The organism is Gemmatimonadales bacterium (genome assembly GCA_019637315.1).
Classification (GTDB): domain Bacteria; phylum Gemmatimonadota; class Gemmatimonadetes; order Gemmatimonadales; family GWC2-71-9; genus SHZU01.
This window is the reverse complement of record JAHBVU010000002.1, coordinates 207,221-221,668: the sequence shown is the minus strand read 5'-3', so window position 1 is coordinate 221,668 and position 14,448 is coordinate 207,221. Positions and strand designations below refer to the sequence as shown.

The window sequence follows — 14,448 nt, the reverse complement described above, 5'->3', positions numbered from 1 at the left end:
GCATCCTTTCGCACCGGCCGCCCGGGTCGGGCTAGGCCGCACTGATGAACGAGAGCGAGCCATCCGGAACCAGCCCGTCCTGTGCCAGCCGACGAAAGAAGTCGGTCAGGCCGGCCAAATGACGGTACGAGAGCGCGTAGTCCAAGTCCCCCAGGTAGTCCCGAGTCACGCGGCGATCGATCCCGGTTGCATCCGCGGCCAAGTCGGCCAACTCATCGAGTCGGGCCAGCCCCCAGGCCCGAGATGCCAGCAGGCTCTCGTGGACCCGCTGCACTGCGCCACGATCCGCTTCGCGGCGCGCGGCCCAGACCGCAAAGACAAAGGGTAACCCGGTCCAGTCTTTCCAGGCCTGTCCCAAGTCGGTCATGTAAGGATAGCGACCCTGGTTGGCCAGCATCAGACAGGCGTCACCGATAACCAGAACGGCTTCATGGGGGAACCCCGCCAGCACATCGAGATCATTGGGCTCGGCGCGCACGGTCGCGAACTTGGGCCGAACTCGCCAACGGTGACGGCAGAGGATCTCGAGCAGCAGCGAGGAGGTCCGGGACGAGGCGGTGCGCAGCACCGTCGCGCCATCGAGTTCATGCACCGGCCGACGACTGAACAGGGCGACGCTGCGCACCGGGCCATCGCAGCTGATCGCCAGATCCGGCAGCAGATGATACGCCGCCGCGTCCCGGGCGTACTCGACCGCCGAAATGACGCTGACCTGCAACTCGGCGGCCGCGAGCAGGTCGTTCAACTCGGCCGCGGTCGCGGTGACGAGTTCGGCGTCGATCGGCACGACGCCGCGATCGATGCCGGTGTAGATCGGATAACAGTTGATCCAGGGAATCCGTCCGAGGCGGATGCTCGACCGCGCCGACGTCAGAGGAAGATCCGTCATCGGCCGTCAGGCTGCGTGGGTTGCCGGCGCTGCACCGGGCACCGGAAGATCGTCGAACGTCTCCCGAACCGGCTGGTAGAAGCTGTCACGCTCGACCGGGCGCTTGCCCGCCCCGCGAATCAACTCGACCAGCCCGTGATACGGCAGATGCATTTGGGTCCGGGCCCCCGCCTCGTGATAGACCCGCTCATACACGACGGTACCTTCGACATCGTCGCACCCGAAATCAAGCACCACCTGCGACATGAACGGCGTCACCATCGGCCAGTGCGTCTTGATATGGTCGATGTTGTCGAAGAAGAGCCGCCCCACGGCGATATTCTTGAGGTCTTCATACCCGGTCGTCGCCGATCCGGTCCGGTCGAGTTCTTCGCCGAGATCGTTGTGATCGGGGTGGTACGCGAGCGGGATGAAAGTCAGGAAACCACCGGTCTCGTCCTGCAGTGTGCGCAGCATTTCGAGGTGCTCGACCCGATCGGCCGCAGTTTCGACGTGCCCGTACAACATGGTGCAGTTCGACCGGATCCCCAGCCGGTGAGCCGCCCGGTGCACCTCGACCCACTCGCGACCGGTCAGCTTGCGTTCGGCAATGGTGGCCCGGACCGCCGAACTGAAGACCTCCGCCCCGCCACCTGGCATGGTGTCGAGACCGGCCTCTTTGAGACGGACGAGCACGTCGTCGATCGATGTCTTCTCGATCCGGGCAAGGTGCGCAATCTCGACCGCCGTCAGCCCCTTGATATGTACCTGCGGGTGCCGCTCCTTGAGCCCCCGAAACATCTCGGCGTAGTACTCGAGCTTGAGTTTGGGATGGAGGCCGCCGACGATGTGGAACTCACGAGTGGGCGGCACCGTCGGCTGCGCAGCTTCGTGATAAACCTCGTCGAGCGTCCTGGTGTAGGCCCCGTCCTCTTTCGGTAGCCGCGCAAAGGAGCAGAAGACGCAGGTCTTGCGCAGCACGCAGACGTTGGTCGGATTGATGTGCTGATTGGCCGAGAAGAAGACCCGGTCGCCATTCTTGCGACGATTGGCCCAATCGGCCAGGGCGCCGAGACTCAGGATGTCGCTCGTCTCATAGAGCGCAACGCCATCAGCGGGCGAGAGTCGCTGGCCGGCAAAGACCTTCTCCGCGATGGGCCGGAGTGCCGGATCGCGAAATCGGGCTGGGTTGGGGGCATCGGCCATGCTATCTCCTGTCACCAAAAACACTTAGGCGGCGCAGCCAGTAATCTAGCTACGCCGCCAGGCCGGGGCGAGTTGAGCCCTTCCGCTACTCCCGATAAGCGCTGACGGCCAGGGTCACGTTGTGGCCCCCGAACCCGAAGGAGTTGGATAGCGCCACGTCGATCGGGCGCTCGACCATTTGGTTCGGCGCCGAGAACAGGTCGCAGTCCGGGTCGGCGTCCGTCTGGTTGATGGTGGGCGGAATCTGCCCGGTGGTTGCCGCCAGCAAGGCAACCCCGAACTCCACCGCCCCAGCCGCCCCCAGCAGGTGGCCGGTCATCGATTTCGACGATCCGAAGATCAGATTTCTGGCATGGTCACCGAACACCTGTTTGACGGCAGATGTTTCGGCGACGTCGCCGAGCGGTGTGGACGTTCCGTGCGCATTGACGTAGCCCACGCGGGCGGGATCGACGGCGTTGTCGGCCAGGCAGAGTTGCATGGCGCGGCGGGCCCCTTCCCCATCGGGCGACGGGGCGGTCATGTGGTGGGCATCGCCGCTCAGCCCGTAGCCGAGCACTTCACCGATGATGGTGGCCCCCCGCTTGACCGCGTGATCCAGACTCTCCAGCACCACCATGGCGCTGCCGTCGCCCAGAACGAAACCGTCGCGACCGCGATCGAAGGGTCGGCTCGCCAGCTCCGGCGCGTCGTTCCGGGTGGACAGTGCCTTCATGTTCTGGAAGCCCGCAATGGCTAACCCGGTGATGGCTGCTTCCGAGCCACCGGCCACAATGCAGTCGGCTCGACCGAGCCGGATCTGGTCGTACGCCTCACCGATGGCGTGCGCCGACGAAGCACAGGCCGACACGGTCGCGAAATTCGGCCCCTTGAGGCCATACCGGATCGACACGATTCCCGCCGCGATGTCCGGAATGAACATCGGAACGAAGAAGGGCGAGACCCGATCCGGCCCCTTCTGGAGGTAGGTCAGGCACTGCTCCTCGAACGTCATCATTCCGCCGATGCCACTGCCGATGATGACGCCGCTCCGCAGCGGATCGGGGAACTTGCCCTCGAGCCCAGCCTGCGTCACCGCCTGGTGCGCTGCAGCGAGCGCCAGCTGCAAAAAGAGGTCGTACCTTCGGGCCTCTTTCCTGTCCATGTACTGCAGCGGGTCGAAGCCTTTGACTTCGCAGGCAAATCGTACCTGCAGCGGACTCGGGTCGAACTTGGTGATCGGCGCAGCGCCGGACTTCCCGGCCAGCAGGTTGCTCCAGCTCTCCTCGGTCGAGAGGCCCACCGGCGTGAGCATGCCCAAGCCGGTGACCACCACACGGGTCGGCGCCGCCACCTATTTGTTCCCCAGCTTCTCCCGGAGATACCGCAGGGCATCGCCGACCGTCTTGAGCTTCTCGGCTTCCTCGTCCGGAATGTCGATGTCGAACTCTTTCTCGAACGCCATGACCAACTCGACCGTGTCGAGGGAGTCGGCGCCGAGGTCCTCCATGAAGCTCGCCGTTTCGGTAAGCTTTTCGCGTTCGACGCCCAACTCTTCGGCGATGATGTCTTTGACCTTTTCTTCCATGTCGCTCATGTCATCCTCAGAGTTAAATGACCATGCCCCCGTCGACCACCAGGACCTGTCCGGTCACATAGCGGGCAAGATCGGAAGCGAGGAAGAGCACCGCACCGGCAATATCGGCGGGCTGCCCTAACCGACCCAACGCGATTTGGGATAATAACGCGGCTTGCGCCTCGGCTGGCAAGGCAGCCGTCATGTCTGTCTCGATGAATCCGGGTGCGATACAGTTGACCAGCACACCCCGACTGGCATACTCCTTGGCCACCGACTTGCTGAAGCCGATCAATCCGGCCTTGCTGGCGGCGTAATTGGCCTGGCCCTTGTTTCCGGTCAGCCCGACCACGCTGGTGATGTTGATAATCCGGCCCGCCCGGCGCTTCATCATGCCCTTGATGACCGCCTTGGTGGTGTGAAAGGCACCCTTGAGGTTGGCGTCGAGCACTTGATCCCACTCCTCGCCGCTGAGGCGGAGGAGCAGATTGTCGCGGGTGAGCCCCGCGTTATTGATCAGGATGGAAATCGGCCCGAGCGCCTGTTCGGCCTGGGCAATGGCCGCCTCGACCTGTGCCGCATCACTGACATCGCAGCCGACACCAACCGCGCCGTCCCCAAGCGTTGCCGCAACCGCGCGAGCCTGCTCGGCATTACGGCCGACCACCGCGACCCTGGCACCGGCGCTGCGCAGCGTCCGAGCCAGCTCGAGACCAATGCCACGAGTACTGCCCGTGACGAACGCCACCTGGCCGGTCAGATCGATTGCGATACTCATGCGAGGAACTTCTCCACTTCTGCCGCGGTTCCCAGGGTCACACACTGGGCTCCGGGCACGATCCGCTTGACCAGTCCGCTGAGGACCGTACCGGGCCCGAGTTCGACGAAACGAACCGCCGGGGCGAGGCCCGCGAGCACCTGAGCGGACTCGACCCAGCGAACCGGCGCGGTGAGTTGCTCGACCAGCAGCCGGCGCGCTTCGGCGGCGGTCGTGACAGGACCGGCAACGGCGTTCGCCACCACCGGATACGCCGGATCCGCCATGGCGACGTCCGCCAAGGCTCGGGCCAAGCCTTCCGCCGCAGGCGCCATCAACGGCGAATGGAAGGCGCCGCTCACGTTGAGGGGCAGCACTCGCTTGGCGCCCGAGGCCTTGGCGGCGTCGCCGGCACGAGCGACCGCCTCCGGATCGCCGGAGATCACGGTCTGCTCCGGGGCGTTCAGGTTCGCGGCAACCACGACGCCACCGCCCGCCGCAGAAGCCTCGGCACACAGGGCCTGGACCTGGGCACCGTCGAGGCCGAGCACGGCCGCCATCGCCCCGGGACGGGCTTGTCCGGCCTGGTGCATCAACTCACCCCGCCGGCGAACCAGGCGGGCCGCATCGACCGCGCTCAGGGCTCCAGCGGCGTGATAGGCACTGTACTCGCCCAGGCTGTGACCGGCGGCGCCGACGACGGGCCCCAACCGCCCGGCTACCACGGCAAGGACGGCCGCGGAGTGGGCCAGAATGGCCGGCTGCGTATTCCGGGTCTCGAGCAACTCCGCCTCGGGGCCGTCCCACATGATCCGCGTCAGGGGAATCCCGAGCGCCTCTTCGATTTCCAGCAGCACGGACCGAGCGGCAGGAAACCGTTCGGCCAGGTCGCGCGCCATGCCGATTTTCTGGGCCCCTTGGCCCGGGAAGATCAGAACGTCAGCTACCATCGGATCACCACGGCTCCCCAGGTAAAGCCGGCTCCGAACGTCACCAGCAGGACAATCATGCCGGGCTTGAGCCGCCCTTCCTGCTCAGCTTGCGCCAGCGCCAGCGGAATCGACCCCGACGAGGTGTTCCCGTAGCGATCGATATTGATCATCACTTTGTCGAGCGGAACGCCTGCTTCGGCGGCGGTGGCGTGAATGATCCGGATGTTCGCCTGGTGCGGGACCAGCAGGTCGATGTCTTCCGGTCGCACCCCCGCTTTGCCCAGCGCCTGATGGCATGCCTGCGCCATCCGGCGGACCGCCACTTTGAACACCTCGCGTCCGGCCATCCGGATCGTGTACAACCCTTCGCGGACGCCGGCTTCGGTCGGCGGCTGCGACGAACCGCCCTCTGGAATGTATAGCAGATTCGCCAGCGAGCCATCCGCACCAATCGAGGTCGCGAGAATCCCGCGCTCGTCGGTGGCCGGCACCAGCACGGCAGCGCCAGCGCCATCGCCGAAGAGAACGGCCGTGTTGCGGTCGGCAAAGTTGGTAATCGAACTGAGCCGATCGCCGCCGAGTGCCAGAACGTTCCTGCTTGCTCCGCTTGCGATCAGCCCCTCGGCGACCGTCAGCGTATAGAGCCAGCCGGGACATGCCGCGACGATGTCGAAGGCCGCGGCGGTCCCGCCGCCCAGCTTGGCCTGCACCTCGCACGCGGTCGAGGGGAGCCGGCGATCCGGCGTCACCGTGCCGCAGGCGATGGTGTCGATTGCCGAAAACGGCAAACCGGCGCGGCCGAGAGCCGTCAGCGAAGCCTCGACGAAGAGGTCCGACAACGCTCGGTCCGCAGGAAGGCGTCGCCGCTCACGAATGCCGGTGCGCTCGACGATCCACGCATCGCTGGTATCCAGGGTCCGCTCGAGATCGGCGTTGGTGACCACCTCGATCGGCGCCGCGGCGCCGACCCCGGCAATCCGGGCGATCGGCTGGCGCATCTAGGCTTGGCCCAACGCCTCGTGACCCGCGAACTCGAGACCGATATGCTGATTCAGGCCGCGTTCGACCGCATGGACCGCAACTCGAATCGCATTCATGATGGCGTTGGAGTTGGAACTCCCGTGACAGATCACCGAGAGCCCTTTGACGCCCAGGAGCGGGGCGCCCCCATATTGAGAATAGTCGAGCGACCGGAAGGCCCGCTGCGCAGCAGGCAGTTCCCAGAGGCCCTCTCCGTCTGCCAGATGACGAATCAAGCCGAGCACCGATTCATAAAACTTGAGTACCACGTTGCCGACGAAGCCGTCGCAGACGACGACATCGACTCGGCCCCGTTTCGAGTGTCCGGCCAGAATGTCCCGGCCTTCGATGTTGCCAAGGTAGGTGAAACCGCTGGCATGTTTGAGCAGCTCATGCGCCTCTTTGACGATGGCCGTTCCCTTGCCTTCCTCTTCGCCCACGTTGAGCAGGCCGACGGTCGGGGAGCGCCGGTTCAGAACGTCGCGCATGTAGATCGAGCCGAGGCTGGCAAAGCCAAGTAGCTCACGAGCCGAGCAATCGAGATTGGCGCCCGCATCCAGCATCAGAACGGGGCCGTCGACGCTGGGCAGCAGGGTTCCGACGGTGGCCCGCTCGACCCCCGGATGGAGGCCAAGCACGATCGTGGACGCGGCCAGGACCGCACCGGTATTCCCGGCGGAAACGAAGGCATCGCTCTGGCCAGCCGCTTGAACACCCAGTCCGACCACGATGCTGCTTTTCCGCTTCTTGCGCACCGCCTCGAGGGGCTTCTCACCCATCCCGATGACCTCAGGCGCATCGACGACGAGAAGCCGGCTCCGATCGACGTCGGGATGACTGGCAAGGGCTGCCTCCAGCTGGTCGGCGGGGCCAACCAGCTGAACGACGAATGTGGGGGGCAATTCCGCCAACGCGCGAACCGCGCCTTCGACTTCCGTCAAAGGGGCGTGATCGCTGCCCATCGCGTCGACGACGACGCGAACCACGTTCGTCAATCCTCGACCGGGAGACGCTTCTTACCGGCGTAGTACCCGCACGATCCGCAGACCCGATGCGGGAGGCGCGGCGAACCACACCGGGAGCATGCCTGCAGCGCCGTGGAGGCGGCGGAATGGTGACTGCGGCGCATCCGCTTGCGCGACTTCGAGGTCTTTCTCTTCGGTACTGCCATGGGATTCCCCTAGGGTGACACGGGCCCGCACCGGCAGGGGCCCTGGTTCAAGTCTGCTCCACAGTGCGGACACAACCCCGCACAATTCTCGCGGCACAGCGGGTACGCCGTGAGCGCGAGACCCAGCTCCTCGCGGACCGCCTTGGAGACGTCGACGTGCGTTACCGGCTCCTCGAGCAGGTAGACTGTCGGATCGTCTTCCAGGTCCGGATTGGCCGAAAACAGCGCCTCGATGGGCGTATCGACCGCCTGGATGAACTCCGTCAAACACCGGCGACAGGTTGCCTTCACCTCGCCACGGATCCGGCCCCGCCATCGGTAATCATCCCGACCGCTGGCCTCGAGCCGACCGGAAACCGCCACGGGCCCGGCAAACTCGAGCCCCAGCCCTTCCCAGAGCGGCGCCGTCGGCGCGAGCGACCCGACGGTCTCGACCGGCCCCCGATGGAGCTCCCGAATATCGATTCGGAGCATAGCCCTTAAAGCTATTCCAGGTGCGGGGTTACGGCAAGCCGAACCGAGGTACCAACCTCCCCCTACCCCCAGAGCCCCGCGCGCTCGGATTCGGAGAAGAAAAAGGCAATCTCGCGCGCGGCGTTCTCATCGCTATCCGAACCGTGCACGGCGTTCTTACCCTTGGACTCCGCGTAGAGCTTGCGGATCGTTCCGGCCGCCGCTTCGGCTGGGTCCGTGGCGCCGATCGCGGCTCGGAACGCGGCAACCGCATCATCGCGTTCGAGCGCCATGGGGAAGCACGGCCCGCTGGACATGAAGTCGACCAGCTCACCGTAGAACGGCCGTCCTCGGTGTACCTCATAGAACGCCTCGGCCTGAGCCCGGGAGAGGCGCACCAGGCGACCGGCGCGAATCGTGAAGCCACGCTGCTCGAGATTGGCCACGATGTTGCCCAGGTTGCCAGCCGCAACGGCGTCCGGCTTCACGATTCCCAACGTCTGACGACCTGCCATGTCTTCTCCCTGACGATACTGTCGATCGGATGCCGACCGGGCTTAGCGCCCGGCCTTGGCTCCCAGCTTTTCGTTGACGAGACGAACCACGTCGACCGGGCGTTCCATCACCCCGATCCCGGCAGCCTTGAACGCTTCGATCTTTTCCGCCGCCGTGCCTGACGACCCCGAGACGATGGCACCGGCATGACCCATCCGCCGACCCGGCGGCGCGGTCTGCCCGGCAATGAAGCCGATGACCGGCTTGGTCAGATTGGCTTTGACGAAGGCGGCCGCATTCTGCTCGTCGGTTCCCCCGATTTCGCCCATCATGACGATCAGATCGGTATCCGGATCGTCCTGGAAGGCGCCCAGCACATCGATGAAGTTGGTGCCGATGATCGGATCGCCGCCGATGCCAACGCAGGTGCTCTGGCCGATGCCGTTCTTGGTGAGCTGGTTGACGACCTCATACGTCAGCGTACCGCTACGCGACACGAGCCCCACCCTGCCAGGGGCGCAAATCTGCCCAGGAATGATGCCGACCTTGGCCACGCCCGGCGTGATCAGGCCAGGACAGTTCGGCCCGATCAGCCGGGCACCCCGCTCGCGAACGAAGGGCATGATCCGGGTCATATCGAGGACCGGCACGCCTTCAGTGATACAGACGATAAGCTTGATCCCGGCGTCCGCCGCCTCGGCAATGGCGCCTGCGGCCATCATCGGCGGCACGTAAATCACGGAGGTGTTGGCCCCCGCATCGCGGACCGCTTCCGCGACGGTATTGAACACCGGCACCGAGCCCTCGAACGTCTGGCCGCCCTTGCCCGGAGTGACACCGGCGACGAGGTTGGTTCCATACGCCAGCATCTGCTTGCTGTGAAACGAGCCGTCGCGCCCCGTAATGCCCTGCACCACGAGGCGAGTCGCCTGATTGACAAAGATGCTCATCGTGCCTCCTGCGCCAGCGCGACGGCCTGCTTGACGGCTTCGTCCATATCGTTGAGTGCCGTCATGCCGGCGCCGGTCAGAATCTGCACGGCCTCTCTCTCGTTGGTCCCGGTCAATCGAATCACGATCGGCACGTTGACGGCAAACTGCTTGGTTGCCGTCACGATGCCGTTGGCAACGTCGTCGGTCCGGGTAATGCCGCCGAAGATGTTGAAGAGGATGACTTTGACGGCCGGATCGCTGGTGATGATGCGCAGCGCGTTGACGACCTTTTCCGGATTCGAACTTCCGCCAATGTCGAGGAAGTTGGCCGGATCGCCGCCGTAGTACTTGACCAGATCCATCGTGGCCATGGCCAGACCAGCACCGTTGACGACACATCCGACGTTGCCGTCGAGCTTGATGAAGGTCAGACTGGCTTGCCGTGCAGCTACCTCGCTCGGCTCCTCGGCGCTCTCATCGCGCAACGCCGCCAAGTCGGGACGCCGATCGAGCTCGTTGTCGTCGATCGACACCTTGGCATCGAGGGCCAGCACCTGACCGTCCGGTGTCGTCACCAGCGGATTGATTTCGGCAAGCGAGGCGCCCGACTGCATGAACACCTGATACAGCTGTTCGATGATGCGAGCGGCCGCGCGGACCTGCTTGAAATCAGAGTAGAGCGAGAGGGCGAGCGCGAGCGACTGGTGCGGAAGGACACCGTAGCGCGGATCGATGGCCAGACGGTGGATCTTTTCCGGCGTTTGTGCCGCGACTTCCTCGATGTCGATGCCGCCCGCCGAGCTGACCATGAACAGCGGGCGCTGGGATTCGCGATCGAGCAGCAGACCAACGTAGCTCTCGGATGCGATTTCGGCCGCCGGCACGACGAGCACACGCTCGACCACCAGCCCCTTGATCGTCATTCCCAGAATCTTCTCGGCGTGGGCCCGCGCTTCATCGGCACCCTTGGCGAGCTTGACACCCCCCGCTTTGCCCCGGCCGCCGGCATGGACCTGGGCCTTGACGACGACCGTTCCTCCCAAGCGTGCCGCAATGGCCGCAACTTCGTCCGGCGTGGTCGCGACGCCGCCGTCGGGCATCGGAATGCCAGCCGCTCTGAATAAGTCGCGACCCTGATATTCGTGAAGGTTCACGTTCCGCTCATCTCATGTGACAATGGACCGTCGGAGGTCGAGCCCCCTGGGCCCGACATGCGGCCCAAAAGTAGCTCATCGGGTAAGCCTAAACAATACCAACACTTACGGCGTAGTCTGCAGGCTCCGAGCGGCCCGGATCAACTCCCGAAGTGCGGCGAAGGCACGACCGAATTCCTGGAGGTCGCCCCGGGCCAGCGCGGCGTCGGCCCGCTCGAGCCAGTAGCGGGCCCGGTCGAGCCGGGCGATCGGATCGCTGACCAACGCATCAGGGCCGAGCTCGCCTCGTAAGTTGCGCCAGGCTTCCTCGTACGTCCGCTGCCCACCGAGCCGTTGTCCCATTGCCACGTTGACAAGGACGATACCGCCCCGCGCATCGGGACCCAAGGCATACCCCGGCTGATAGGCGATCAGGGTATCGCCGATGGCGCCGAAGCGGATGGCAGAGAAGGTCAGCTCGGAACCCGCAGCCCGGACCGAATCGCGAAGCTGCTGAAAGAACGGGAAGCGCTCCCAGCGGGCCTGAAGGTCACGTGGCGCACCAACCGCCAGCGCGCTGTCGACGTTCAGAAACGCTGCTGCTCCAGTCGAATCCGGAATCTGGAGGAGGCCCGCCAGGCGCTGCCCGTTGCTGCGAACCAGCGGAACGAGAAAGGGATGATCGATCGTTCCCTGCATCTGCGGAGCAACCAGAGGATATGATTCCCGATTCCCGGACGCGACTGCAAGGTCGAGCCAGGCCGGTCCCGAGAGCACCTGCGCCTGCGCAGCGGCGGCAAGTGGCGGAACCCCGATCAGCGAGGCCAGCGCGTGAGGCACCTGCTCGGCCGGCTCGACCAGCGGCGCCGCCACGCGAGCCCAGGCCAGGGCTAGCGGATCGGCATCGCGACGAAGGTGCACGCGAGCCTGCCCGCCGTCGGCCCGAACCACACCGACAAAGGCCGCTTTGAGGTAGCCGACTTGCCCTGAGCGCCAGCGGACCAGCCGGCTGACGGGAAAGCGCGGCACGGCGAGATATCCGTCGACGATCCAAATCAGTCCGCCGTCGACGAGAACGGCCCGGGGGCTCTCCCATTCGGCAAACGGCGCCACCCCTGCCAACCGAATCAGAGGATCCAGTTTCCAGGCGACCCGATCCGACGTTTGCGCGCCAAGCAGTTCGCCGGCCTGTAATGACCAGGCCAGTGCCAGACGTCGCGGCGCGCTCGACAGAGCCACTCCGGAGGCATTGGGAGACACCACATACTCGGGTGCCCCGGGGCGAACATCGTGTCGCGCAATCGTCTCCAGTGGGTACGCACCTGGGGTGACTTCATCGCTGCCCGGGCGCAGCGAGACAATGCCGCCTGAGGGGCCGATTCCGTCATCGGGTACGGCCAGCAACTCAGGCTCGACCGCAGTGCTCCGCGTCCGGATCACCACCCAGGCTGGCCAGACCGAATCGGACCGGACGATGGCGCCCGGCCAGGCGTCAACGGTGCCGCCGGTGTCGGCACGAGCCAGGCTTGCCAGCGACGCGCGATCCCAGAGGGACGGAGCGACCGCAGGGATCGTGGCCGGCCGAAACCGGGCAAGGCGGACCCCGACTGCTACCGAATCGACCCGTCGAAGCACCTGCAATTCAGCTGCGGCGAGCGGTGTGTCGGTCGTTCGGGAGCGGACCAGAATGCTCCCCCCTAGCGTGGCGAGGGTCAGACCGACCCACCCGCCAACCGCCACGATCGGACGGAGGCGAATCGCCCAAAGCAGCGTCAGCAGCGCGGCGAGCATCGCGAGACCGGCGATGACCTGGCTGACCGTAGTGCGCAGCAGGTACTCCGCCGGTCCCATCCGGGCGCTGTCGACGGCGGCGAGCCTGAAGGGCTCGAGGGCATAGCCCCACGCGATCAGCAGGGCGGCCAGAACGAGCAGTGAGGCGATCTGGCGGCGCGCCCCGGACAGCAGCCTGATCCGGCGCGCCTCCAGGCGCAGCAATCCGCCAGCCGTAGCCAGCAGCACAACACCAATCAACGCAGGAACCACCAACCCAACGGCCCTGGTATAGAGCAACTCCCAGAGCGGCAGCCCAGCCGCAAACACGCCGAGATCGACGCCGAGCAGCGGATCCGCGACACCAAGTGTCAGGTCCTGCCCGCTGAGGAGTACGATATGGAGCCACTGCCCCGTTCCGCCGCCGACACCGACGCCGACGACGGCCCCGAGCGCGATGACGAGTTGATAGAGAAGCCGTTCAGACAGGTGAGCAAACGGGCGCGGAACCGCGCCACCCTGCTTGACGATGGATCGAGCGATCCAGGCGAAATGCCCCGCAAACCAGCCGACCGCGACCGCAAGGCCGATCAACTCCAGCCCGGCTCGGTACAGCGCGAACCGGGTACCGACCAGGGCGGCGGCCTCCGAGACGCTGGCTTCCCAAAGGCGCTCCGTGGCAAACACCGCCATCCAGCGTCCGAGGACGAGTACGACCACAGCAACCGCACCGGCCCACACCAGGCGGCGCCGACCGGACGGCATCAAGACTACCCCTCAATCCCTCGTTGCCTGAGCCAGCTGCGCATCTCGTCCTGGTAGCGATCGCGAGCGGCTTCGCTGGTCGCTTCGAAGCGCATCACCAGCACCGGCTGAGTATTGGACGCCCGCAAGAGCGCCCACCCGTCCGGGTAGGCAATCCGAACGCCATCAATGGTGTTGACATCGTACCGCGACCCGAAATATGCCGCAGCCTCCTCGACGAGGCCGAACTTGACATCGTCGGGGCAATCGACCCGAATCTCCGGAGTCGCATACGTCGTGGGCAGGTCCGCAAGGTGACGATGCAGCCCGGGGGCGCCGGCGGCCACGATCTCGAGCAGGCGGGCCGCGGCAAACAACGCATCGTCGAAGCCGAGATAGTCGCCGCCGAAAAAGATGTGGCCGCTCATCTCGCCTGCGAGTGGCGCGGCAAGCTCTTTCATCCGCGCTTTGATGAGCGAGTGACCGGTCTTCCACATCTCCGGACGCGCCCCCGCGTCCCGGAGCGCCTGGGGCAGCACCTCGGAACATTTGACGTCGAAGATGACCGGGACGTCTCGGCCAAAGCGACGGACTGCATCCCGACCCAGCACAACCAGCAGCTGGTCGCCGTAGATAATGGTGCCGTGCTCATCGACCGCGCCGATCCGATCGCCGTCGCCATCGAAGGCCACGCCCAGTTCTGCCCCGGTCCGGCGGACCGCCAGCACGAGATCCTCGAGGTTCTCCGGTACGGTCGGGTCGGGATGGTGGTTCGGAAAGGTCCCATCGGACTCGCAGAACAGCGGCGTGACCTCGCAGCCGAGCGCCGTCAACACTTTCTCGGCAATCAGGCTGGCAACGCCGTTACCGCAGTCGACCACGACGTTGACCGGCCGTGCCAGAGTATGTCGACTGACAATGGCATGAGCATAGGCATCGAGGATCGAGCCGTCGACCCGCTCACCGCCCTCCCCTGTCCTCCATGTCTCGGCGACAATGACGTCGTGCAGGTCGAGGATGGCCTCACCGTGGATCGCCTCACCGGCGAGCACCATCTTGAACCCGTTGAATTCCGGCGGATTGTGCGAACCGGTCACTTGGAGCCCACCATCCGCTTTGAGGTGATGGACCGCGTAGTACAGCGCGGGGGTGGGCAGCATCCCGACATCGATCGCCGTTCCGCCAGCTGCGGCAATACCTGCTCGAACGCCGCGCGCGAGCGCATCGCCGGACGGGCGGTTGTCCCGACCAACCGCGACGACCGGAGCGCGACCGAGCTTGGACCAGCCCGCTGACGCAAAGGCGCGCCCGAGGGCGCGCGCAAAATCCGGAGTCAGCTCGCGATCGACCAGACCGCGGACGTCATACTGGCGAAAGATGTTCTTCGGTATCTGCATGGAACGGTGCTCACC

General features: G+C 65.5%; 15 protein-coding genes. All 15 read right to left on the bottom strand.

Annotated features, from left to right (window positions below):
* Positions 1 to 31: 31 nt before the first annotated feature.
* The 15 genes from KF785_02945 to KF785_02875 all read right to left on the bottom strand — a co-directional run bounded on the left by KF785_02945 (position 32) and on the right by KF785_02875 (position 14,433).
* Positions 32 to 889, bottom strand: coding sequence for a menaquinone biosynthesis protein (locus KF785_02945; protein ID MBX3145703.1), 858 nt, complete (start codon positions 887 to 889; stop codon positions 32 to 34).
* A gap of 6 nt (positions 890 to 895) precedes the next feature.
* Positions 896 to 2,074 (bottom strand): aminofutalosine synthase MqnE, encoded by a 1,179-nt coding sequence (gene mqnE, locus KF785_02940; GenBank protein MBX3145702.1) that lies wholly within the window; start codon positions 2,072 to 2,074, stop codon positions 896 to 898.
* A gap of 85 nt (positions 2,075 to 2,159) precedes the next feature.
* Complete coding sequence (fabF, locus tag KF785_02935; GenBank protein MBX3145701.1) at positions 2,160 to 3,368, bottom strand: beta-ketoacyl-ACP synthase II; 1,209 nt, start codon at positions 3,366 to 3,368, stop codon at positions 2,160 to 2,162.
* Positions 3,369 to 3,407: 39 nt separating this feature from the next.
* The gene (locus KF785_02930; GenBank protein MBX3145700.1) at positions 3,408 to 3,650 is read right to left on the bottom strand and encodes an acyl carrier protein; all 243 of its coding nucleotides are present in this window, start codon (positions 3,648 to 3,650) and stop codon (positions 3,408 to 3,410) included.
* Positions 3,651 to 3,663: 13 nt separating this feature from the next.
* The gene (gene fabG, locus KF785_02925; GenBank protein ID MBX3145699.1) at positions 3,664 to 4,407 is read right to left on the bottom strand and encodes a 3-oxoacyl-[acyl-carrier-protein] reductase; all 744 of its coding nucleotides are present in this window, start codon (positions 4,405 to 4,407) and stop codon (positions 3,664 to 3,666) included.
* Positions 4,404 to 5,336: an ACP S-malonyltransferase gene (gene fabD / locus KF785_02920; GenBank protein MBX3145698.1), complete on the bottom strand. Its 933-nt coding sequence runs from the start codon at positions 5,334 to 5,336 to the stop codon at positions 4,404 to 4,406. Before fabD ends, fabG begins: the two co-directional genes overlap by 4 nt.
* Positions 5,330 to 6,316 (bottom strand): ketoacyl-ACP synthase III, encoded by a 987-nt coding sequence (locus KF785_02915; protein MBX3145697.1) that lies wholly within the window; start codon positions 6,314 to 6,316, stop codon positions 5,330 to 5,332. Before KF785_02915 ends, fabD begins: the two co-directional genes overlap by 7 nt.
* Positions 6,317 to 7,324, bottom strand: coding sequence for a phosphate acyltransferase PlsX (gene plsX, locus KF785_02910; protein ID MBX3145696.1), 1,008 nt, complete (start codon positions 7,322 to 7,324; stop codon positions 6,317 to 6,319).
* Between the two features lie 5 nt (positions 7,325 to 7,329).
* Positions 7,330 to 7,509, bottom strand: coding sequence for a 50S ribosomal protein L32 (rpmF, locus tag KF785_02905; protein MBX3145695.1), 180 nt, complete (start codon positions 7,507 to 7,509; stop codon positions 7,330 to 7,332).
* A 9-nt stretch (positions 7,510 to 7,518) separates the two neighbouring features.
* Positions 7,519 to 7,983, bottom strand: coding sequence for a DUF177 domain-containing protein (locus tag KF785_02900; GenBank protein MBX3145694.1), 465 nt, complete (start codon positions 7,981 to 7,983; stop codon positions 7,519 to 7,521).
* Between the two features lie 62 nt (positions 7,984 to 8,045).
* The gene (gene ndk / locus KF785_02895) at positions 8,046 to 8,477 is read right to left on the bottom strand and encodes a nucleoside-diphosphate kinase (protein ID MBX3145693.1); all 432 of its coding nucleotides are present in this window, start codon (positions 8,475 to 8,477) and stop codon (positions 8,046 to 8,048) included.
* 42 nt (positions 8,478 to 8,519) lie between these two features.
* Positions 8,520 to 9,407 (bottom strand): succinate--CoA ligase subunit alpha, encoded by an 888-nt coding sequence (gene sucD, locus KF785_02890; protein ID MBX3145692.1) that lies wholly within the window; start codon positions 9,405 to 9,407, stop codon positions 8,520 to 8,522.
* Complete coding sequence (gene sucC, locus KF785_02885) at positions 9,404 to 10,543, bottom strand: ADP-forming succinate--CoA ligase subunit beta (protein MBX3145691.1); 1,140 nt, start codon at positions 10,541 to 10,543, stop codon at positions 9,404 to 9,406. Before sucC ends, sucD begins: the two co-directional genes overlap by 4 nt.
* 105 nt (positions 10,544 to 10,648) lie before the next feature.
* The gene (locus tag KF785_02880; GenBank protein MBX3145690.1) at positions 10,649 to 13,057 is read right to left on the bottom strand and encodes a UPF0182 family protein; all 2,409 of its coding nucleotides are present in this window, start codon (positions 13,055 to 13,057) and stop codon (positions 10,649 to 10,651) included.
* A 5-nt stretch (positions 13,058 to 13,062) separates the two neighbouring features.
* Positions 13,063 to 14,433 (bottom strand): phosphomannomutase/phosphoglucomutase, encoded by a 1,371-nt coding sequence (locus KF785_02875; GenBank protein ID MBX3145689.1) that lies wholly within the window; start codon positions 14,431 to 14,433, stop codon positions 13,063 to 13,065.
* Positions 14,434 to 14,448 lie beyond the last annotated feature (15 nt).

Excerpts from the sequence above, each read along its gene's own strand:
- KF785_02945 (MBX3145703.1), bottom strand. The coding sequence starts at position 889 with ATGACGGATCTTCCTCTGACGTCGGCGCGGTCGAGCATCCGCCTCGGA.
- mqnE (MBX3145702.1), bottom strand. The coding sequence starts at position 2,074 with ATGGCCGATGCCCCCAACCCAGCCCGATTTCGCGATCCGGCACTCCGG.
- fabF (MBX3145701.1), bottom strand. The coding sequence starts at position 3,368 with ATGCTCACGCCGGTGGGCCTCTCGACCGAGGAGAGCTGGAGCAACCTG.
- KF785_02930 (MBX3145700.1), bottom strand. The coding sequence starts at position 3,650 with ATGAGCGACATGGAAGAAAAGGTCAAAGACATCATCGCCGAAGAGTTG.
- fabG (MBX3145699.1), bottom strand. The coding sequence starts at position 4,407 with ATGAGTATCGCAATCGATCTGACCGGCCAGGTGGCGTTCGTCACGGGC.
- fabD (MBX3145698.1), bottom strand. The coding sequence starts at position 5,336 with ATGGTAGCTGACGTTCTGATCTTCCCGGGCCAAGGGGCCCAGAAAATC.
- KF785_02915 (MBX3145697.1), bottom strand. The coding sequence starts at position 6,316 with ATGCGCCAGCCGATCGCCCGGATTGCCGGGGTCGGCGCCGCGGCGCCG.
- rpmF (MBX3145695.1), bottom strand. The coding sequence starts at position 7,509 with ATGGCAGTACCGAAGAGAAAGACCTCGAAGTCGCGCAAGCGGATGCGC.
- KF785_02900 (MBX3145694.1), bottom strand. The coding sequence starts at position 7,983 with ATGCTCCGAATCGATATTCGGGAGCTCCATCGGGGGCCGGTCGAGACC.
- ndk (MBX3145693.1), bottom strand. The coding sequence starts at position 8,477 with ATGGCAGGTCGTCAGACGTTGGGAATCGTGAAGCCGGACGCCGTTGCG.
- sucD (MBX3145692.1), bottom strand. The coding sequence starts at position 9,407 with ATGAGCATCTTTGTCAATCAGGCGACTCGCCTCGTGGTGCAGGGCATT.
- KF785_02880 (MBX3145690.1), bottom strand. The coding sequence starts at position 13,057 with ATGCCGTCCGGTCGGCGCCGCCTGGTGTGGGCCGGTGCGGTTGCTGTG.
- KF785_02875 (MBX3145689.1), bottom strand. The coding sequence starts at position 14,433 with ATGCAGATACCGAAGAACATCTTTCGCCAGTATGACGTCCGCGGTCTG.